General features: G+C 60.3%; 14 protein-coding genes. 10 read left to right on the top strand and 4 right to left on the bottom strand.

Annotated features, from left to right (window positions below; genetic code table 11):
• Positions 1–5 precede the first annotated feature (5 nt).
• Positions 6–848, bottom strand: a complete 843-nt coding sequence (locus NFS22_RS01545) for an energy-coupling factor transporter ATPase (RefSeq protein WP_251316005.1) — start codon at positions 846–848, stop codon at positions 6–8.
• 210 nt (positions 849–1,058) lie between these two features.
• Positions 1,059–1,922: a class I SAM-dependent methyltransferase gene (locus tag NFS22_RS01550; protein ID WP_251316006.1), complete on the bottom strand. Its 864-nt coding sequence runs from the start codon at positions 1,920–1,922 to the stop codon at positions 1,059–1,061.
• Between the two features lie 143 nt (positions 1,923–2,065).
• Between NFS22_RS01550 and NFS22_RS01555 the strand changes: the two genes are divergently transcribed.
• From NFS22_RS01555 to NFS22_RS01585, 7 genes are all read left to right on the top strand, one after another.
• Entirely contained in the window at positions 2,066–2,779 is a 714-nt protein-coding gene (locus tag NFS22_RS01555) for a hypothetical protein (protein WP_251316007.1), read from the top strand.
• Between the two features lie 309 nt (positions 2,780–3,088).
• Complete coding sequence (locus NFS22_RS01560; protein WP_251316008.1) at positions 3,089–4,381, top strand: adenylosuccinate synthase; 1,293 nt, start codon at positions 3,089–3,091, stop codon at positions 4,379–4,381.
• Positions 4,382–4,443: 62 nt separating this feature from the next.
• Complete coding sequence (locus tag NFS22_RS01565) at positions 4,444–6,300, top strand: S41 family peptidase (protein WP_251316009.1); 1,857 nt, start codon at positions 4,444–4,446, stop codon at positions 6,298–6,300.
• Between the two features lie 22 nt (positions 6,301–6,322).
• Complete coding sequence (locus tag NFS22_RS01570; protein WP_251316010.1) at positions 6,323–7,444, top strand: CobW family GTP-binding protein; 1,122 nt, start codon at positions 6,323–6,325, stop codon at positions 7,442–7,444.
• Between the two features lie 145 nt (positions 7,445–7,589).
• Complete coding sequence (locus NFS22_RS01575; RefSeq protein WP_251316011.1) at positions 7,590–8,537, top strand: TIGR03943 family putative permease subunit; 948 nt, start codon at positions 7,590–7,592, stop codon at positions 8,535–8,537.
• Positions 8,538–8,717: 180 nt separating this feature from the next.
• Positions 8,718–10,436, top strand: a complete 1,719-nt coding sequence (locus NFS22_RS01580) for a methyl-accepting chemotaxis protein (protein ID WP_251316012.1) — start codon at positions 8,718–8,720, stop codon at positions 10,434–10,436.
• A gap of 78 nt (positions 10,437–10,514) precedes the next feature.
• Positions 10,515–13,070 (top strand): flagellin N-terminal helical domain-containing protein, encoded by a 2,556-nt coding sequence (locus NFS22_RS01585; protein ID WP_251316013.1) that lies wholly within the window; start codon positions 10,515–10,517, stop codon positions 13,068–13,070.
• 156 nt (positions 13,071–13,226) lie between these two features.
• On the opposite strand, the gene NFS22_RS01590 is transcribed toward NFS22_RS01585, so the two are convergent.
• Complete coding sequence (locus tag NFS22_RS01590; RefSeq protein WP_251316014.1) at positions 13,227–14,063, bottom strand: 3-hydroxyacyl-CoA dehydrogenase NAD-binding domain-containing protein; 837 nt, start codon at positions 14,061–14,063, stop codon at positions 13,227–13,229.
• Between the two features lie 539 nt (positions 14,064–14,602).
• Between NFS22_RS01590 and NFS22_RS01595 the strand changes: the two genes are divergently transcribed.
• Genes NFS22_RS01595 through NFS22_RS01605 form a run of 3 tightly spaced genes read left to right on the top strand, consistent with a single transcriptional unit; the run spans position 14,603 to position 17,417 of the window.
• Positions 14,603–15,310: a glycosyltransferase gene (locus NFS22_RS01595; protein ID WP_251316015.1), complete on the top strand. Its 708-nt coding sequence runs from the start codon at positions 14,603–14,605 to the stop codon at positions 15,308–15,310.
• Positions 15,310–16,935 (top strand): hypothetical protein, encoded by a 1,626-nt coding sequence (locus tag NFS22_RS01600; protein WP_251316016.1) that lies wholly within the window; start codon positions 15,310–15,312, stop codon positions 16,933–16,935. The genes NFS22_RS01595 and NFS22_RS01600 overlap by 1 nt, the downstream gene beginning before the upstream one ends.
• Positions 16,932–17,417, top strand: a complete 486-nt coding sequence (locus tag NFS22_RS01605) for a GtrA family protein (protein WP_251316017.1) — start codon at positions 16,932–16,934, stop codon at positions 17,415–17,417. The genes NFS22_RS01600 and NFS22_RS01605 overlap by 4 nt, the downstream gene beginning before the upstream one ends.
• A gap of 682 nt (positions 17,418–18,099) precedes the next feature.
• On the opposite strand, the gene NFS22_RS01615 is transcribed toward NFS22_RS01605, so the two are convergent.
• Positions 18,100–20,766, bottom strand: a complete 2,667-nt coding sequence (locus tag NFS22_RS01615; protein ID WP_251316019.1) for an S-layer homology domain-containing protein — start codon at positions 20,764–20,766, stop codon at positions 18,100–18,102.
• Positions 20,767–21,117 lie beyond the last annotated feature (351 nt).

Raw genomic sequence — 21,117 nt, forward strand, 5'->3', positions numbered from 1 at the left:
GCGTCCTATTGCAGAAGCTGATACAGCGCCTGGGCGCACTCCTCGTCGCTGAGGGCGTCCAGGGGGACGTCGCAGCCCTCCTGGCGCAACTCCCACAGCAGAGCGGTGGTCTGGGGGACGGTGAGCCCCACCTTCCGCAGCTCCTCCACCTGGGAAAAAACCGCTTTCGGCGGCCCGTCGGCCACGACCCTGCCCTTTGCCATCACAACCAGCCGGCCGGCCTGGGCGGCCTCGTCCATGTGGTGGGTGATGAGGACCACGGTGACCCCCCGCTCCCGGTTCAGTGCTTTGATGGTGTTCAGCACATCTTTCCTGCCAATGGGGTCCAGCATGGCGGTAGGCTCATCCAGGACGATACACCGGGGCCGCATGGCAATGACCCCCGCAATGGCCACCCGCTGCTTCTGTCCGCCGGACAGAAGGTGGGGAGCGTGCTCACGGTAGTGGTACATATTCACGGCTTTCAGCGCGTCGTCCACCCGCTGGCGTATCTCGTCAGGGGGAACCCCCAGATTTTCCGGGGCAAAGGCTACGTCCTCCTCCACCACGTTGGCCACGATCTGGTTGTCCGGGTTCTGGAACACCATGCCCACCGTGCGGCGGATGTCCAGCAGCCGGTTCTCGTCGCTGGTGTCAATGCCGTCCACATAGATTGTCCCGCCGGAGGGGAGAAGGATAGCGTTCATGTGCTTGGCCAGGGTGGACTTGCCGCAGCCGTTGTGACCCAGCACGGCCACAAAGGAGCCCTCCTCAATGTCCAGGCTGACTCCATCCAGCACCACCGGGGTGACACCCTCGGCGGCGGGGTAGGAGAAGCGCAGGTTGCGGGTTTGGATGATGGCGGACATGGCGGTCCCTCCGATACTTCTAAAGTAACGCCGTATTATACCATTTCATGGGCAGTTCCGTCAATGTGTAAAGAGACGAAAAGAAAGCCTCCCTCTAAGAGGGAGGTGGCACCACCAAAGGTGGTGACGGAGGGAGTTTTTAAGTGTTGCGTTGTTCGAAAAGACTCCCTCAGTCTCGCTTTGCTCGACAGCTCCCTCAGGGAGGGAGCCTTATTTTATGGTCCACCGCCCTGTGGCTCCGCAGGGGAGGGCCAGGCCAGTTTGGGTGACAGGCAGGCCCAGCTCGTCAGAGACGGTGTGCCCGCCGAATTTTTTGGACACCAGCGTCTCCAGGATGTAGGTGACCACACTGGGGGCCAGGCCGGTGGTGTAGGAATTCAAGATCACAAACAGGGGGTTGTCGGACAGCACACCGCTGACCAGCTCCACAAAGGGGTAGAGGTTCTCCTCCAGCTTCCACACCTCACCGGTGGGACCCCGGCCGTAAGAGGGGGGGTCCATGATGATGGCGTCGTACTTTCTTCCGCGCCTGATCTCCCGCTCCACGAATTTGGCGCAGTCGTCCACAATCCAGCGGATGGGGGCCTGCTCCAGCCCGGAGCTTTTGGCGTTCTCCCTGGCCCACTGGACCATCCCCTTGGCGGCGTCCACGTGGCAGACGCAGGCCCCGGCGGCGGCGCAGGCCACAGTGGCCCCGCCGGTGTAGGCGAAGAGGTTGAGCACACTCACCGGGTGGCCTGCCTTTTGAATCTGTTCCATGGCAAAGTCCCAGTTGGCGGCCTGCTCGGGGAAGAGGCCGGTGTGCTTAAAGTTCATGGGCTTTACATTAAAGGTAAGGGGGCCGTAGCCCACCGTCCACCGCTGAGGCATGGACCGGTTCTGCCACTGGCCGCCTCCGGTAGAGGAGCGGGCGTACCGCCCGGCGTTTTTCTTCCAGCCGGGGTGGGACCGGGGGGTGTTCCAGATGGCCTGGGGGTCGGGCCGGACCAGCAGCTGGTCACCCCAGCGCTCCAGCTTCTCCCCCCGGCCGCAGTCGATGAGTTCGTAGTCGCTCCACTTGTCGGACAGCCACATAGCTGTACCCTCCTTATTGTACGGTTCCAAAATTGGGACCAGTATACCATTGAACAAGGTGTTCCGTCAATGAAATAGTGATTGTAATTTGGGGAAAGCTGTGCTAAAATAGCACAGATATGTATAGAGAGAGGTGCGCGACTATGGACCATCCCTTCCGCTCCGCCGCTGTGGGCGGCTTTAACAAGCAGGACGTGCTGTCCTTTCTGGAGAACCAGGCCAAGCAGACAGCCCAGGCCCAGCAGGAGTTGCAAAGCCGCCTGGAGGAGGCTGAGCGCCAGGGGGAGAGCTTGCGCCGGGAGCGGGATGATCTGTCTGCCCAGCTGGAGGAGGTCCGCCGGGAGCTGGAGACCGCCCGCCAGAGCCGGGACAGCCTGTCCGCCCAGCTGGAGCAGACTGACGGCGAGCTGTCCGCCAGCCGCAAGCAGGCCGAACAGCTGACCCGGGAGGTGGAGCGCCTGCGCCGGGACCGGGACGGGCTGCGCCAGGAGATGGAGGCGGTCCGCCCTGACGCCCAGGCCTACATTGAGCTGAAAGAGCGCACCGCCGGGGTGGAGCTGGAGGCCCACCGCCGGGCTCAGACCATCCAGGAGAAGGCGGAGCGGGACGCCCAGAAGACCCGCCGCCAGGTAGAGCAGTGGCTCCAGCGGGTGTCACGGGAGTATGACGCTCTGTGCAGCCGGGTAGAGGCCACTGTATCCCACGCCGCCAGCGAGCTGGAGAAGGCAGGGGCCAGCTTGGACCAGCTCAATAAGCTGATGGGAAGCCAGGGCGACGCCCTGGACGGGGTGCGCCGGGCTTACGACGCCACCGAACTGGGCCGCCCCGAGGCCCCCATGCCCATCGACGAGGAATAACAACCAACAGCCCGCCAGACGGCGGGCTGTTCTGTGTAAACAAAATTTATAGTAAGCTTCAAAATTATTCACATCAAATCTGTAGGGGCGGCCTTTGGCCGCCCGCAGAAACAAATGGGCCTGTGACAGGCGGCCTATACTGCACCATTTGCCAGTGCAATGTACAGCTTCTAAAATTCTGTTGCCCTGGAACTTTCTCCCTTCCCCCTTGCAACCCTTGAAAAAAAGGGGTATAATACCCCCATTGCGGGGGGCCGGAAAAGGCGGACCCTGTTCTGGCCGCGAATCCCGGTCCCCGGAGGCACAACTATGGTAAAAGCGATTGTAGGCGCCAACTGGGGCGACGAGGGCAAAGGCAAGGTCACAGACCTGCTGGCTGAAAAGTCGGAGGTGGTCATCCGTTTTCAGGGCGGGGCCAACGCGGGGCACACCATTATCAACGGCTATGGCCGGTTCGCCCTGCACACCCTGCCATCGGGAGTGTTTTACCCCCATGTGACCAACGTTATCGGCAACGGTGTGGCTCTGGACATAGGCAAGCTGGCCGGTGAGCTGGAGGCTCTGGAGGCCCAGGGGGTGCCCCGGCCCCGGCTCATTGTCTCAGACCGGGCCCAGCTGCTTATGCCCTACCACATCCTCCAGGACACCTATGAGGAGGAGCGGCTGGGCGGCAGGGCCTTTGGCTCCACCAAAAGCGGAATCGCCCCCTTCTACTCCGACAAGTACGCCAAAACAGGTATCCAGGTGTGCGACCTGTTCCACGAGGGGCGGCTGCGGGAGCGGCTGACAGCGGCGGTGGAGCTGAAAAACGTGCTTTTCGAGCACCTGTACCACCGGCCCGGCGTGGATGTTGAGGAACTGATGGACCAGCTGCTCACCCTGCGGGAGCGTATCCGCCCCTGGGTGGGGGACACGGTGTCTTTTATCCACAGTGCACTGGCCCAGGGCAAAACCATCCTGCTGGAGGGCCAGCTGGGCTCTATGAAGGACCCCGACCTGGGGATTTTCCCTATGACTACCTCCTCCCACACCCTGGCCGGCTACGGCTGCGTGGGGGCCTCGGTGCCCCCCACCTCCATTGAGGATGTGATCTGCGTCACAAAAGCCTACTCCTCCTGCGTGGGCTCCAGCACCGAGCCCTTTGTCAGTGAGGTCACCGGAGACCAGGGAGACGAGCTGCGCCGCCGGGGAGGGGACCACGGGGAGTTCGGCGCCACAACAGGCCGTCCACGCCGGGTAGGCTGGTTCGACGCGGTGGCCACCAAATACGGCTGTATGGTCCAGGGGGCCACTCAGGCGGTCCTCACCTGTCTGGATGTACTGGGCTATCTGGATGAGATTCCCGTCTGCACCGGCTACCTGATTGACGGCGCAGTTACCGGCTCCTTCCCCACCACCCCCGGCCTGCTCCAGGCAAAGCCCGTCTTTGAGACCCTCCCTGGCTGGAAATGCGACATCCGGGGCTGCACTGACTACAGCGCCCTCCCTGAAAACGCCCGCGCCTATGTGGACTTTCTGGAGCAGCGCATCAACACCCCTATCACCATGGTGTCCACCGGCCCCAAGCGGGAGGACATCACCTACCGCACCCCCAAGCTGTAAAAAAGCCCCCCCTTGCGAGGGATGCTTTCCACTACCACTTGTTTGAACCAAAGGAGAACACCATGAAAAAGCTGATATCCTCGATCCTTGCCCTGTGTATGGCCCTGTCCCTGACGGTGGCTCCCGCCTCAGCGCTGACGCTGGAGGACGCCAAGCAGTTGCTGGCCGTCCACTATGTAGACGGCGTCCCCCCGGAGGTGCTGGAGCTGGACTCCCTGGATGCCATCCTGGAGGCTTTGGGAGACCCCTATACCTTTTATATGACTCCGGAACAGTACCAGGCCTTCAACCAGTCGGTGAATGGACGGACGGTGGTGGGCATTGGAGCCACGGTGGAGACCGCCTATGACAACGGCGGCTACCGGATCATGTCTGTCCTGCCCGACTCCCCCGCCCTGGAGGCGGGCATTCAGCCCGGCGATATCCTCACCGCCGCCGACGGCGTACCCATGTCCCCCGAGGTGGACCCCCGGGTGCCCATTGTGGGTGAGGAGGGCACCCCTCTCACCCTCACCCTCAGCCGGAACGGCCAGATTCTGGAATTTTCCCTGGTCCGCCGGGCGGTGTCCATCCCTATCGTCACCTATGACCAGGTGGGCTCCGCCGGGGTGATCGACTGCACCAGCTTTGGGTCCACCACGCCCCAGTCCTTTCTGGACGCCATCCGGGACATGGAGGAGGATATCTCTGTGTGGGTGGTGGACCTGCGGTCCAACCCAGGCGGCGACAGCGGCGCCACCGCACTGGCCGCCAGCCTGTTCACCAGTGGGCGGATTATGCTCTACTTCCGGGACGGCTCCGGGCAGTATTACTACCGCCCCGGCATCCCCGGCGTCACCCAAAAGCCGGTGATTGTGCTCACCAGTGAGCACTCCGCCAGCGGCTCCGAGCTCTTTGCCGGGGACATCCGTACCTACCGCTGCGGTATCGCCCTGGGCCAGCGTACTCTGGGCAAGGGCACCGCCCAGATCGTCATTGACGAGACCAACAGCTCCGTGATGGAGCCGGGCGAGGCCATGAAGATCACCGCCTACCGTTTTTTCTCCCCTGACGGGGCCACCAACCACATTCTGGGGGTACTGCCCACCCTGATGATCTCCCCGGACAACACTGCCGCCGCCGCCATGCTCCTCACCAGCCCTCAGCCCAACCGGGCCAGCGGCTGGCTGAAGCTGGAGATTGCGGACCAGACCTTTTATATCGACGCCGGGGAGGCGGTGGAGCAGGACAACCGCGCCCCCTTTACTGAGCTGCTGGAGGCCCTGCCCCCCTCCGCCGCCCTGTACGAGGGCAGCATGACCCAGACCTGGACCCGGATCACCCCCGCCGATCTGGCGCAGAAGAAGGGGCTGTCCTTCACCCCCCGGGCCTTCTCCGACACGGCGGACAGCCCCTACGCCCGGGAAATCGACACTCTGTGCGCCTACCTGATCCTGAACTACGAGACCGGCTCCTTCCAGCCCGGCACCGACATCACCCGGGGCCAGTTTGCCGCTATGGTGTCCAACGCCCTGGACCTGCCCCTGCCCGACAAGGCCCCGCCTTTCTCCGACGTCTCCGCCGGCCACCCCTACGCCGCCGGCATCACCGCTATGACAGGCCTGGGCTTCCTGTCCGGCCGGGGGGACGGCACCTTTGCCCCTGACGACACCATTACCGTTCAGGAGGGGGTGACGGTGCTGTCCAAGGTGGCCGCATGGACCAGCATGGACGGCTGGGACCTGGACCGTGAACCCCTCCTCCTTGAGGAGCTGCCCCAATTCTGGCCCTACGCCGACTGGGCCCGTGTTCCCGCCCGCAATCTGGATGTTCTGGGGGCCCTTCCCGATGGCCTCACTCCCTCCGCCAACCTCACCCGGGAACAGGGGGCGGCCATGCTCTGCCGGCTGATGGAAAACCTGCATCTGATTTGGAATTAATTGAGGAAAGGACCTAACAAAATTGACCAAAATTGACATTATTTCCGGATTTTTGGGGGCGGGCAAAACCACCCTCATCAAGAAGCTGCTGGACGAGTGCTTCAAGGGTGAAAAGATTGTCCTCATTGAGAACGAGTTCGGCGAAATTGGCATTGACGGCGGCTTTTTGAAGGACGCCGGGGTGGAGATCACTGAGATGAACTCCGGCTGCATCTGCTGCTCTCTGGTGGGAGACTTCGGCGCGGCCCTCAAACAGGTGCTGGCCGACTACTCCCCCGCCCGCATTGTCATTGAGCCCTCCGGGGTGGGCAAGCTGTCTGACGTGGTGGCCGCTGTGGAGCGGGTTCAGGCGGACAGCCCCGACCTGCATCTGAACAGCTTTGTCACCGTGGTGGACGCGGGCAAGGCCAAGGTGTATATGAAAAATTTCGGGGAGTTCTTCAACGACCAGGTGGAGCACGCCTGCGCCATCCTGCTGTCCCGCACCCAGAAGATCGACCAGCAGAAGCTGGATGCCGCCGTGGCCCTGCTGCGGGAGAAGAACCCCAAGGCCGCCATTCTCACCACCCCCTGGGATCAGCTCACCGGCGCTCAGATTCTGGCCGCCATGGAGGGGGGCCACGATCTGGCCCACGAGCTGATGGAGGAAATTGAGCATGAGCACCATCATCATAACCACGACCACGCTCATGAACATCATCACGACCACGAACACCACCACCATGACCATGACCACACTCATGAGCACCATCACGACCACGAGTACCATCATGAGCATGACCACGAGCATCACCACGACCACGGCGAGGACTGCCGCTGTGACGCCTGCTGCGGCCACGACCACCACCACGATCACGACGCCGACGAGGTCTTCACTTCCTGGGGCCGGGAGACGCCCCGGAAATACAGCCGTGAGGAGCTTCAGGAGGCTCTGTCCGCCCTGGCCATGACCGAGGACTACGGCTATGTCCTCCGGGCTAAAGGGATGGTCCCCTGCGAGGACGGCCAGACCTGGCTCCACTTCGACCTCACCCCCGAGGAGTTCGAGATTCGCGAAGGCTCCGCCGACTACACCGGCCGGCTGTGCGTGATCGGCTCTGAACTGAAGGAGGAGGCGCTGGAAAAGCTGTTTTTGCTGGCATAAAACAGCTCCCACTTGTGGGGGAGCTGTCAGCCGAAGGCTGACTGAGTAGTTCAAAGCTTGCTCTGCTTTTTCTTCTCCGCAGTTCCCCCTCCGCCACAAGGGGGAGGCTGTTTATGAATCAACAACCCTGATGAGGTGACACAATATGCCCGATTCACGGATACCCTTATATTTAATCACCGGCTTTCTGGATGCCGGCAAAACCACTTTGCTCAGCGACACGCTGAACATGGACTACTTCAACGACGGCCAGCGCACCGTGCTGCTGCTGTGCGAGGACGGTGAAGAGGAGTATGACCAGCAGTTTCTGTCTCAGCGCAACTGCCGCCTGGTCCCCATTGAGGAGCAGGAGGGGCTGAACACCGAGTTTCTCCAGGAGGTGGACCGCCGCTACCAGCCTGAGCGGGTGCTGTTGGAGTTCAACGGCATGTGGCCGGTGGACGTACTGCGCAAATGCCGGCTGCCCAAAACCTGGGGACTGTACCAGGCCATCCATGTGGTGGACGGCTCCACCTTTGAGATGTATCTGAACAACATGCAGTCTATGTTTATCGACATGGTAAGTGAGGCGGACATGGTGCTGTTCAACCGCTGCACCCCTGACATGCCCCTGGCGGGGTGGAAGCGGTCGGTCCGGGCGGTAAACCGGATGTGCGAGATTGTCTTTGAGGACAGCAGGGGGGAGGAGATTGAGGTGGAGGACATCCTCCCCTACTCCCTGGAGGACCAGCACCTGGTTCTGGAGGACGCCGACTACGGCATCTGGTATCTGGACATTCAGGAGCACCCGGAGCGCTATGTGGGCAAGACCATCACCTACAAGGCCCAGGCCATGACGGGTATGAAGCTGCCCCGCGGCTCCTTCGTCCCCGGCCGCAACGCCATGACCTGCTGCGTGGAGGACATCCGCTTTTTCGGCTTTTTGTGCAAATACGACAGGGCCCGTTCCCTGCGCAAGGGGGAGTGGATCACCGTCACCGCCGAAATCAGGTGGGAGCACGCCGACGTCTACGAGGACGAGGGCGTGGTGCTCTACGCCCGGAGCGTGGAAAAGGCCCCCGCCCCCCAGGACCCGCTGGTCTACTTCCGCTGAACGCGGACTGCGCTGCCAGCTTCTTCGCCCAGAAAATTTCCGGCGGAGCGTTCAGGCAGAACGCTCCGCTTTTCTCTTATCAAATGGAAAAAATCTGCCGATATCTTTTTTGAACTGCTGTCAGTTCCGTGTTCGCAGCCGGCAGCTTCTGACAGCGAAATACAGAAGGAGATTGAAATCATGATTCACTGTATACGCAACTTGAAAATCAGACTCAAACTTTACATCCTCATTGGCGTGGCCCTGCTTGGAATGCTGATTATCAGCGGTATGTCATTCCTGCTGATGGGACGGCTGAACGACATGACCAACGACATTGCGTCAAGCTGGCTGCCCAGCGTTGACGTGGCCCGGGACCTGAGCACCACCCTGTCCAATATCCGCCTGAACGAACTGGGCTATCTCACCGCCATCTCTGACGAGGTGGAGGAGTCCAGCCTGGGCTACCTCCAGAGTGAGAAGGCCGAGATGGACAGCCTTTTGGCTGCGTATGGGGCGATGATTGATGAAGAGGAGAGCAATTTCTATCTCACCGCCATGAATTTTTGGACGCAGTACAGCCAGGCGGACGAGGAGATAATGTCGCTGGCCCGGCAGGGCCGCGTGAATGAGGCCCGCGCCATTCTGGAGGGCGAATGCGTCGATCTCTACAACTCCTTAAGCGGCGCCTTCAATGATATCATTACCTACAACACCCAGGGCAGCGACAGCGCGGCAGAGGAGAGCGCCTCTCTCTACCAAACTGCCGTCATCCTGATGGCGGCCATTGTTATTGCCATTATCCTTGTGGGCGTCTTTTTCTCCTTTGTCATTATACGCCTGATCAAAACTCCCATCTCCGAAATGGAGCAGGCCGCCATCAGAATGGCGGAGGGTGATCTGGACGTTGAGATCTCCTACACCTCCAAAGATGAGCTGGGCGTACTCGCCGTCCAGGTGGGCCGGCTGATCCGCAAGCTTCAGGTGATTATTGACGACGAGAATAAATTCCTGGCCAGAATGGCCGAGGGAGACTTTACGGTGGATTCCACCTGCGCCGGGGAGTACACAGGGGGCTTCTATCCTCTGCTGGTCTCCTTCCGGGGCATTGCGGAAAGACTGAACGACACCATGGAGCAGATCAACCAGAGCTCTGCCCAGGTGGCCAGCGGCGCGGATCAGGTGTCCAACGGCGCCCAGGCCCTGGCCCAGGGCGCAACCCAGCAGGCTAGCTCTGTAGAGGAGCTTGCCGCCACCATTGACGAAATTTCCAGACAGGTGAATCAAAACGCGGACAGTGCCCGCCAGGCCAGCTCCTCCGCAGGCAGCGTCAGCGAACAGATGCACGTGAGCAAGGAAAAAATGGAGCATATGATCCAGGCTATGGGCGATATCAGCAGCTGCTCCAGCGAGATCGGCAAGATTATGAAGATCATTGAGGATATCGCCTTCCAGACCAACATTCTCGCCCTCAATGCCGCCGTGGAGGCCGCCCGGGCGGGTGCGGCAGGCAAGGGCTTTGCCGTGGTGGCCGACGAGGTCCGCAACTTGGCCAACAAGAGCACCGAAGCCTCTGAAAATATCTCCGCTCTCATTGAAAATTCCCTGAAAGCCATTGAAAACGGAACCCAGATTGCCGACAGCACCGCCCAGTCTTTGATACAGGCCGTCAACGACGTAAATGAAATGACGGGTATTATCAACCAGATCTCAGAGGCCAGCAGCAATCAGGCCAGCGCCATCTCCCAGATCAGAACGGGAATCGACCAGATTTCCAGCGTTGTCCAGACAAACTCCGCTACCGCTGAGGAGAGCGCGGCGGCCAGTGAAGAGCTGTCCAGCCAGTCACAGCTGATGAGGAGCCTTGTGTCCCGCTTTAAGCTCAAGGGCGGCTCCTTCACAGGATTTGCGTCCAAATAACCCATTGCGCCGTCCCTGGCGGGACGGCGCGGAAGATTCGGAATTTGTTCTCTGAGGAACAGAAAGGAGGCGGCGGGAATGGGTGAGCTGATGATCCGCAGAAACCGGGGCTTTACCGTCCCCCAGTATCAAAGCGTGGGTAAGGGGGAGAAGGCGGCTGCCAGCACCGGGAGCACAAAGACCTCCGGAGGGACGGGCCTGTCTGTCTCCGAGACCCTGCGTGAACTGATGAGCAGAGTCAGCCAGGCGGAGAACCGCACCCGGGAGAGCCGGGGTATCCTCCAAAAAGGGGAGGCCGTGCTGGATGAGGTACAAGAACGCCTGGGACGTATCGCCCAGCTGGTCCGGGAGTCGGCGGAGGGCGATCCCCCCGACCGCGCCGCCCTCCAGGCGGAGCTGGAACAGCTGCGGGAGGACATCGAGCGCATGCTCACCGGCACCGCCGTCAACGGCGTGCCCCTGTTCCTGGACGAGGACCTGGACCTGGAGGACGGGGCCAAGGCGCTGCTGTACACCGTGATGGGGGAGCTGTCTCCCCTGCCGGAAGAAATCCAGGACGTCCCGGACTGGGTAAAACAGCTGCTGGAGAAGGTGGAAGGGGGACTTACCCCCGACCAGGCCATCAAGGAGATGACCAACGGCGAGTTTACCAGTCTGGAGGACTATCTCAATTCTGTGGATAACATCTCCCCGGAGCTGAAACAGTTTCTGACTGAACTGCTGCTCACCGGCGGCGACTTTACGGCTCTGGCCGGCTCCCCTCTGATGTCCCTCCTGGCGGGGCTGGAGGGGATAAACCTGGAGCTGCTGATGGGACTGCTCACCGTCTCTCAGGGGGAGCAGGAGGCCCTTGCTCTGGAGCTGGCGCCAGAGTCGGGAGCAGCAGGTACGGAGGGCTCGGTCCAGGAGACCGCCGCCCAGCCCGGCGCCACCCTGCAATTCGGCCAGACCCAGGTGACCGGTCAGGACCTGAGCGGGGTGAGCTTCAACCCCTCCACCGGCCAACTGACGGTGAGCGGAACGGCGGATGTGACCATCCAGGGGATGGGGCAGGAGGAGCAATCTATCCTGATTACCGGCTCCGGAAAGGTGACGCTGCAGCATGTAAACGCCCCTTCCCTCACCGTTGATACCGACGCAGCCCGGCTGGTCAGCGCAGGGGACCACAACACCCTGGGGCAGGTGGAGCTGCGGGAGGGGGCCTCCCTTACAGTGGATGGAAGCGCCCCTCTGACTATCGGAGCCCTCCGGGGTGGCAGCACCAACACCCTGCGCCTTACCGGCGGCGCGGTGACGGTGGCCCAGGAAAAAGACGATACCTCCCAGCCCCTGACCGTCCCGATTGTACTGGAGGGGGCCGCCTCTCTGGCGGTACAGGCGGCCAGCGTGAGCGACGCCAGCGGCCGTACCTTAGAGCCCTTTGACCTGATCTGGAAGGCGCTCCTCCCCGGCTGGAGCTCCATTGCCTCAATGGAGGTGGACGGCCGCCAGACGAAAACAGCCCTGATGAACGGCGACCCTGTCCGGCTTTGGCTGTCAAAGGGGGAGCACGGATATCCGGTTCACGGCCTGATTATCCAGGGGAAGGACGCCTCCGGACGTCCCCAGACCCGGTACGCCTACCTGCGCTGGAACCAGCAGTCGCGCTCCTTCCAGGAGGTCTCCATGTACCCCAATCCCTTTGAAATTACCGGCGGTCAGCCAGGGCAGGACTGGGTGTATGAGGAGGAGTCCCACACCCTGCGCATCCTGTCCAATCAGGTCACCGCCGTCTCTGGCGGGGCTGGGACGGATATCAATCAGGAGCCGTTCAGCGGAAGAATCGCTCTGTCCGACGGGATTGGCACCATGGAGCTGGCCCTGGAGGGGGTGGTGTGCCGGGTGGAGGAGGGCCGGGCCTTTGACCTGGGCCGGGGGAACGACGTGATTCTCCTCCTCCAGAGCGGCACCAGCAACTTGTTTGAAAGCGGAACGGGGTGCGCCGGCATCTCCCTTGGGGACGGCACTACCCTGTGTATCGACTGCGTGAGGCCCCAGGACGGCGGGGAAGCCGATGGCATCCTCACCGCCACCGGCGGAGCTGGCAGCGCCGGAATCGGCTGGGACAACGCGGGAAAGGGGGGCCAAACCGGCCACATCCTCATCCGGGGCGGCGCCGGCGTGGGCGGAGGAGCCCGGGGCTTTATGGGCTCAGTCACCATTATCGGCGGTATGGTGGCCTCCACCGGCGGCAAGGGCGGCGGCGAAAATATGGGCATCTCCCTCCAGGTGGGGGAGGACTCCATGACCCTGCCTCAGTTCCGCCTGTCCGCCCGGACCCTGCGGCTGGACCGGCTGAGTGTGCTCACCCGGCAATACGCCCAGGCCGCTCAGGCCGCCGTGGAGGCCGACCGGCGCTGGGTATCCCGGGTTCAGGAGGCTTACGGCGCACTGTATGGCCAGCTGGAACAGAGCTATGGCGCGCTGCCAAACGTGTGCCGGTATCTGGACGAAAAAAAGCGGCTGCTGCGGGATACCGACTCAGCCAGCACCCTTCTGGAGGACATGCGGCGCTCTCTGCTGGATCAGCCCGTCCAGGCCATGCGCACCCACAACCGGCGGGGGACGGAGGATATCGGCCAGCTGCTGCGGTAAAAGCGGGATTTCAAACGGTTGACTAATCGCCAGGGCGACCGAAGACCGTCTCAGACTGTAGAAAAAGCCTCCCTCAATGAGGGAGACTTTTTTGACAATCTCAAGATTTCCGTTAAAATTCCCGCCCCATTCGGGGCGGGAATTTTAAAAGTCTGTTTACTTGCTGTAGTCGTAGAAGCCCTTGCCGCTCTTGCGGCCCAGCAGGCCGCCCCGGACCATCTTCCGCAGCAGCAGAGAGGCACGGTACTTGGAGTCACCGGTCTCGTTGTACAGGGTATCCATAATGGCCAGACAGACATCCAGACCCACCAGATCGCCCAGAGCCAGGGGGCCCATGGGGTGGTTGGCGCCCAGCTTCATAGCGGTGTCAATGCCCTCGGCGGAGGCCACGCCGGTATACAGCAGGTCGGCGGCCTCGTTAATCATGGGGATCAGAATCTTGTTGACCACAAAGCCGGGGGCCTCGGCTACCTCCACAGGCTCCTTGCCGATCTCCTTGGACAGGTTCCACACAAAGTCAAAGGTCTCCTGATCGGTGTTGGCGCCCCGAATGATCTCAACCAGCTTCATGTTGGGCACGGGGTTGAAAAAGTGCATGCCGATAACGGGGTGCTTCAGGCCCAGGGCCATCTCAGTGATGGACAGGGAGGAGGTGTTGGAAGCGAAGATGGTGCCCTCCTTGCACATGGCGTCCAGTTCGTTGAGCAGTTCCTTCTTGGTGGCCATGTCTTCCTTAACGCACTCGATAATCAGGTCGGCGTCGGCAGCGGCGGACTTCTCTTCCACCAGCACATTGGCCATCAGGGCGTCCTTGGCGGCCTGGTCCATCTTGCCCTTGTCCACCCGCTTTTGGAGGGATTTGTCCAGATTGTCCTTGTGCCGCTGGGCAGAAGCCACGCTGCTGGCGTACATCAGGGCGGTGTGGCCCTTGGCCGCGAAGACCTGGGCAATGCCGCTGCCCATGGTGCCGGCGCCGAAAATTGCTACTTTCATACTTGTGTTCCTCCTATAAAAATTTTCTTTCCCTTCCTGCCCCAAAGGGCGGGAGCGCAAAAGAGGGATTTTTGCCGGACGCTCCGGCGGGGATGGCCGGAAATCCGGCCCCGCTCTCTTGTTTACCAGTATAACTGTTTTTTTCCGGAAAGGCAAGAGAAAAATCATCCCGGTGTCTGGTCTGTACTATGGGGCGTTTCCCAATAGCAGCTTTCATGTAGGGGCCCTTTGGCCGCCCGGCTATTAAAACAGGCCCATTTGTTCTGCGGGCAGCTATAGGCCGCCCCTGCAAAAATGAGCAGTGGGGTACTGCTTGCGCTGCACGAAATCAATTTTGGTGCTGTAGGGCGCGACGACCTCGGCGCGCCGTTAACAAAAGCTGCCAACCAGCGACGGACCTGGGCCGTCCCGCCTTACAAATACGGCAGGATTTTCTGAAAATTGATTTTCCTGCTCGCGTTGGAGAGCATCTTGACTTTTTTTCCCTGCGAGTATATGATAAAGGGAAAATGCAAGCAGGAGCGGGAGGGGCTGTACAAATGAATGTTTCGCTGGTGATTCCCGCCTATAACGAAAGTGAGATCATGCTGGAAACCATCCGGGCTGTGTCCACAAAGCTGGCGGAGCTGGCACAGGAGTATGAGGTGCTGATCGTAGACGACGGCAGTACCGACAGTACGGCCCGGCTGGTGCGAGAGTGCGGTGATTCCCACGTCCGGCTGGAGGGTTACACGCCCAACCGGGGAAAGGGGCGGGCTGTCCGGACAGGCGTGATGGCCGCCAAAGGGGACATTATTCTGTGTACCGATGCGGACCTGGCCTACGGTGTGGATGTCTTTGACCTGATTCTGGGGCGCTTTCAGGCCGGCAAGGCCGATTTGGTCATCGGCTCCCGGCGTATCGGCGGTGAGGGTTATAAAAACTACCCGCCTGTGCGGGTTTTGGCCTCCAGGTGCTTTGGCCTGCTGGCCCGCGGGGTGTCCGGCCTGCCCTACGACACCCAGTGCGGTATTAAAGGCTACCGGCGGGAGGTGGCCCGGACCATTTTTGCGGCGTGCGGCACCGACGGCTTTTCCTTCGACTTTGAGGTACTCATGCGGGCGGACAAGCTGGGGCTGCGGGTGGAGCAGATCCCGGTTTCCATCATCAATTTCCGGGCCTCTAAGGTGAATGTCATCAAAGACAGCCTCCGGATGTTCCGGGATGTGTTCCGCATTCGCCGGACTGTCCGCCGGGAGGGGGCATAATGCGCCGCCCGCACAGCCAGGCGGGGAGGGCCTGGGCCGGTTTTCTCCTCCTCTTTGGGCTGATTTTTATCCGCTTTTGCTGCTATGGTCTGGAATACTACCCTCAGCTGGACGACTATATCCAGCTGCACAACTATGCGGCCTACCATCCGGACATCTGGGCGTTTATACAGAATCTGGGGCTGCTGGCCGCCCGGCCCGCCGCCGGACTGCTGGATATTTTCTTCTGGAGCCGCCTGTGGCCGGTGCTGATTGCGGGCTGTGCCCTGATTGCCGGGCTGTACGCCGGGTCGGCGGTCCTCTTTCGACAGGTGTGGGGCAGATATTTCCCTGTGGGCTGGCTCTTTCTGGTGCTGTACGCCCTGGTGCCTTTGGGGCTGGAGGGGACCTACTGGCTGTCCGCCGCCAACCGGGTGGTGCCCGGTGTGTTTTTTGCGGCGCTGGCTATGAGGCTGTTCCAACAGTGGTGCGAGGGCGGCCAAAAAGGGTTTTTAATTGCCTATTTCCTTGTTCAGCTGGCCTCTATGTCCTTTTACGAGCAGGGGTTGGTGCTGTCTGCTGCCGGGGTGATTCTGGTGGCCCTGCTGGAGCTGTGGAATAACCGGGGCCGCGCCCTTTGGGCCGCGCTCACCTTTGTGAACGCAGGGCTCTACCTCGCCTTTACCTCCGCCTTTGCCAACAGCGCCCTGTATGCCGGGCGGGCGGAGGTGGTGCTCCCCTGGCAGGAGGGCTGGCGGGACTGGGTGTTTCTCCCGGTTTTGAGACAGATGAGGGACGCCTTTTTAAAAGGGGGCGTCTACACCGCCGTCAAGGGCTTTCTTCGGGGAGCCCGGCTGATTTGGGCTGATGGCCGGTGGCTGTGGCTGGCTCTGGTGCTGGCGCTGTGCGGGGGGCTGTTTCTGCTGGTGCGGGGGGAGCGGTCTGACCGCTCCCGGGGCCGGGAGGTCCTCCTGGCCCTGACAGCGGGTCTGCTGATGGCCCTGGCTCCGGCAACCATCTTCTTCGTTTTGGCCAACCCCTGGTTCTCCCTGCGGGGGACAGTGGCCTCCTTCTGCGGACTGGCTCTGATGGGGGACGCTCTGGTGAGATGGCTGCTGGGGCGGCTGAAAAAACGAGGTGAGGTGACTGCCGCCCTGTGCGCTGTGCTGGCGCTGGCGTTTTGTGTGGCGGCGGTGAGCGAGCTCCACGACTATAAGGCGGTCTGCGAGGCCGACCAGGCGGTGATGGCCGCGATTCTGGCAGGGACTGACAACGGCGCCGCCCTGCCCCAAAAGGGGGAGGCGTTGATTTTGGGGGTTGAGCCCTGTTATCTGGAAGAGCAGAATTTTTACTTCCATGAACATATCCACGGCGTTACCGAAAGCCGGTGGGCTCTCACCGGGGGCTTGCAGTGCATCAGCGGACGGGGGGATTTCCCCTATGTGACCCCCCTGCCCGCCGCTGTGGACGCCCAGACCCTGGGTGGGATGGATTTGACCTCCCTCTGGCTTTACGACCGGGAGGGGAACACCGTCCGGGCCGTGACCCCCCGGCTGGATGGGGACGGAAACTATGACCTTCTTACTGAGAATGGCTCTTTGGCGGGCCGGGTGACAGGGGAGGGACTTGTCAGGAGCGGGAAATGAAAGAAAAAATCCTTCGTCTGGTGGAACTGTTTGACCTGAAAAAGTTTGTCAAGTTCGGTCTGGTTGGGGTGCTCAACACAGTGGTGGACTTCTGTGTGTTCTATGTGATGGACCGCTGGGTCATCCGGGAGGGGCCTGTCCTGGTGCTGCTGGGGACCGCCGTGGTGACAGGGCCCTATCTCTCCAACGCTATTGCCTATGTGGTGGCCAACATCCACTCCTTTATGTGGAACAAGCTGTGGACCTTTCAGCGGCGGGAGCGGGTCACCAGAAGGGAGGCGGCACGCTACCTGGCCACCAGCGCGGGGTATGTGCTGATCTCCACGGTGAGTCTGGCAGTGTGCATCCGTATCCTGTCCCTGCCCTTTGCGGCCCCCTTGGTGCCCAAGGGCTGGACCAACCTGCTGGCCAAGCTGCCCACCGCCTGCGTTACCATCTTTTACAACTACCTGATGAATAAGTTTTGGGTATTCAAAGCCTGAAAAGACGGCCTGGAGGGTGTTCCTCCGGGCCGTAGATTGTTGAAAAAGCCTCCCTTTTGAATGTCAATCAATTTTTCATTTCTATAAATCCCCCTTTCAAAATGGGTAAAAGGTTAATAGTGAAAAGGGGCTGTAATCGGATGGCCGGCAGCATAACCTCACGGGAGTTTCACCCCTGATGGTTCTCGTGCAGCCCTGCCCATTGCCTGCGACGCTTTGAACGCTCGGACTATGGCGGTAAGGGAGTATCATTATATATTCTGCGCTGTCGTTGCCCGTAAGCTGCTTCCAGCGTTTTCATTGCTGCTAACTTTTGTAATCATAGGCGCGTTCCTTCAAATAGCGTTTTAACAGCTTTATAGAGCTTGTCGGGTGGGTTTGTACTGTTGTCCTGGAATGTTGCAGTATGTCGCAATTTCCCCTTCGCTCATATCAAAAAAACACAGCAGTACCGTTTCCCGTTTTTCGTCCGACAGACTGTGCAGGGCTTCGGCAAGCAGCTTCGCGGTAATTTCCTTACCGCCGCTGCTTTGTGTCCCTGTGGGCGTTCATAGCTTCATTCTTCAACGCCCGCTTACAAAAACCGTTAAAAGCACAACGGATTTGATTCTGCGGACGGCCACAGGCCGCCCGTTCAGCTCCAGCGTCAGCAATTTTGAAGCTTGCCATAGTGCGCCATAGCCTATTCGCTAACACGCAGGGCCCAGCTCTCGGCAAAATTTTTCAGCATTTGAGCGGTTTGGGCTCTGGTGGCCAATTCGTTGGGGCCCAGTCTGTTATCTGTATAGCCGCTGATGATTCCATTTTCCACGGCCCACCGCAGTGCGTCCAAGGAGTAGTTGCCAGCCTTGTCGATATCTGAAAACAGCATTTCTTTTTCAACGGGCATGGGACTGCCGGCATACCGCCACAGCATAACCGCCAGCTGTTCACGGGTAATGTTGTCGTCAGGTCCAAACAGGCCGTCTCCATAACCGGATACAATCCCCTCCGAAAAGGCCCAGGCGATAGCCTGGTCATTCCAGCCGGAGGCGCTGACATCCAAAAAGATATTGCCATAGGAGGCAGGCGGGGTGTTTTCCAGGTTGTGCAGCACCACAGCCAGCATCCCTCGAGTCATGGAGGCATCCGGTGCAAAGGTGCCGTCCCCGGTGCCGTTGAACAGCTCGTGACTGCTGGCATAGGCCACCGCATTAAAGGCCCAGTTGTCTCCAGGCACATCGAAGAAGCGCTTTGTGTTGTCCACTATCTCCAGCGTGGCGGAGCCACTCAGCGGGATGGTCATATTTCCGCTGTGGACCACAGATTTACGAATGACCTGCCGTGTGCCGTCGCTGCGGAGCAGCACGGCCGCGGCGCCGGGAGCGGGGTTGTCCATTGGCACAACCAGAGTGATTCCGCCGGGAATGCGGTCCACAACCTGGGTCCCTGTGGAGATGGAACATTCCACCCTATCTTGATCCAGGTCTGTTGTGAGGGTAACCGTACCGCCGCTTAAACCCATCAGGCCGGCATTTGGGACGGTAACCTGAGCCGCCGGTGTGCGGACAACCAAGTCCGCCTGAGTCAAGCTGCCTATTTGCGACAGGAAGGAGCCCGGGATAGACACCTTCACCCTGTGCACCCAATCCGGGACCTCCGGGGCAATGACCACCTGGCCGCTTTTGCCGGACTGGACCTGGTTCAGTGCCTTGCCGGCGCCGGCAAATGACACTGTCACCGCCGCGGTATTTCCGGATATGACGGCGGACGGCGTTAAGGTTGTCACGGCGGATGTGCCTCCGCTGTCCTTTGTGGTAGTCACGGTCTCAGAGGGAGCTGAGCTGCCGGAGGAATTGGAGTGACCGCCGCTCCCGCTCCCGCTGGAGGGGATGTCAGGGCCGGTTGCGGGTATTGCGCTGGTCTGTGTAAGCCCGCACGCGGAACAGGTCCGTTCCTGCTGACCGTTTTCAGCCGCCGACGGGTATTTTGTGGTGACCCACTCATCCCAGCTGTGGTCCAGCGCGCCGGTATAGCCTGCGATATAGGTCTCGCCGCACCGGATGCAGGTATAGGTGGTGTAGCCCTGCTCTGTACAGGTGGGGGCGGTCACTGAGGACCTGTAAGTATGTTCACATATTTCGGGCTCCTCGTTGGAGGAGTCGTCCGCCACAAACGCCCCTTCAATGGGAGAGCAGCCCTGGACCATGCTGAGGCGGTGCTCCCACACATAGTCCGACACAGACGTAAAGCCATTTAAAACCGCTGAAAACAGAAGCGCCGGGTCCTCCTCCGGCCCCTCCCAGCCGGTGAACAGGGGCAGACACGAGGCGGCAAGTACAAACATTTTCTTATCATAGCCCAGCAGACTGATTTTGGCCATGGCTTCTGTTTTCTGCTCCGCATCCAGCTCATCGCTGGTGCGCACCTGCTGCAGCAGCTGATCCACCTCTGAAAAAATACCGCTGTATTCAAGCAGAGCAGTACCGGAAAAATCTACCAGCGTCAGTACCTCTCCAATCCCCCCGATAGAGGCCATTTCATTGGTTAAAATCAGCCTTGTATAGCTGTTTTCCTCCAGATCATAGAGGAGTATCATAGCGCCCGGTATACCCTCCCACTCCCCTTCGGTCCAATAGAGCACATAGCCCCTGCCGTCCGCCCCGGTCAGCTGATAGGTGGAACAGTCCCCCATATAGTTAAAAATACAGTCATAGTACTGACCAAACCACTCACGCATATCATATTCGTCCGGCTCGTCTGTAACATATAATTTGCTGATCGACGCGTTTACAGGCGTCTCGTCCAGTACTCCAAGGCTGGCTCCAAATATAATCTGCCCAACAATGGTTCCGTCCTCCTCTGTTGTAATGTCTCCCTCCATCCATATCCCCTGCTCCTCCAACTCGCTTTTGATGGCGGACATGTCAATATCGGGGGCTATTACAGGATTCCGTGTTATATCGATAACTTTTTTGGTGTACATAACGCCAATGGTGCCGGGCAGATATGCGGTGTCCTCCCTGTCAAAACAGCCGCTGGTCACATAGGTATTCACGCCGGCGGGGAGGGCCTCCAGATATTTCACCTCCCCTTCCCTGGTGCTGGTGATGAAAACCTGCCCCAGCCGTTGAGAGGAATCGAAACTCACTGTAAAAACGGGTCTGCTGTCCGGCGTCAGCGCAATCTGCGGTTGGCTTTGGAGAAGGGACACCGTTTGCTCTGTCCCTTTCGCTTGATAGGTGACTGTCAGTTCTGTCACCTCAGGCAGGGAAAAGGAGGTATCCCCATCTTCCGCCAAGGCCTGTACAGGCAGGACTGTCAACCCCACGCATAGCGCCAAAATCGCCGCCAACAAGTGTTTTTTCATACAACTCTCTCCTTTTTATGGGACGCCCGGCCCGAATTTTGTCGAATATCATTATAACACACCCCTTTTAAAATTGCAATTTTATCCAAAAGAGATAAAACGCACCATAGCCGGCGGAGATGAAGACCCACGCTGTATGACACCAAGAAACTGGGCCGCATCAGGGTGGTCTACAGCAAACTTCAAAATTGCTGACACCGGCTCTGCCTGTGACGGGCGGCCAAAGGCCGCCCCTACAAATGGCAGCAATTCTGATGATTGCGATTGCAGCTCATAGCCACCCTGGCGTTGTTTTCGGCGGTCAGCACCATGCACCTGATTTCCCCGCCCGTTCGTTGCGGCTGGCGTCAT

The sequence above is a fragment of the Flintibacter muris genome (assembly GCF_943192995.1).
Lineage (GTDB): Bacteria > Bacillota > Clostridia > Oscillospirales > Oscillospiraceae > Lawsonibacter > Lawsonibacter muris.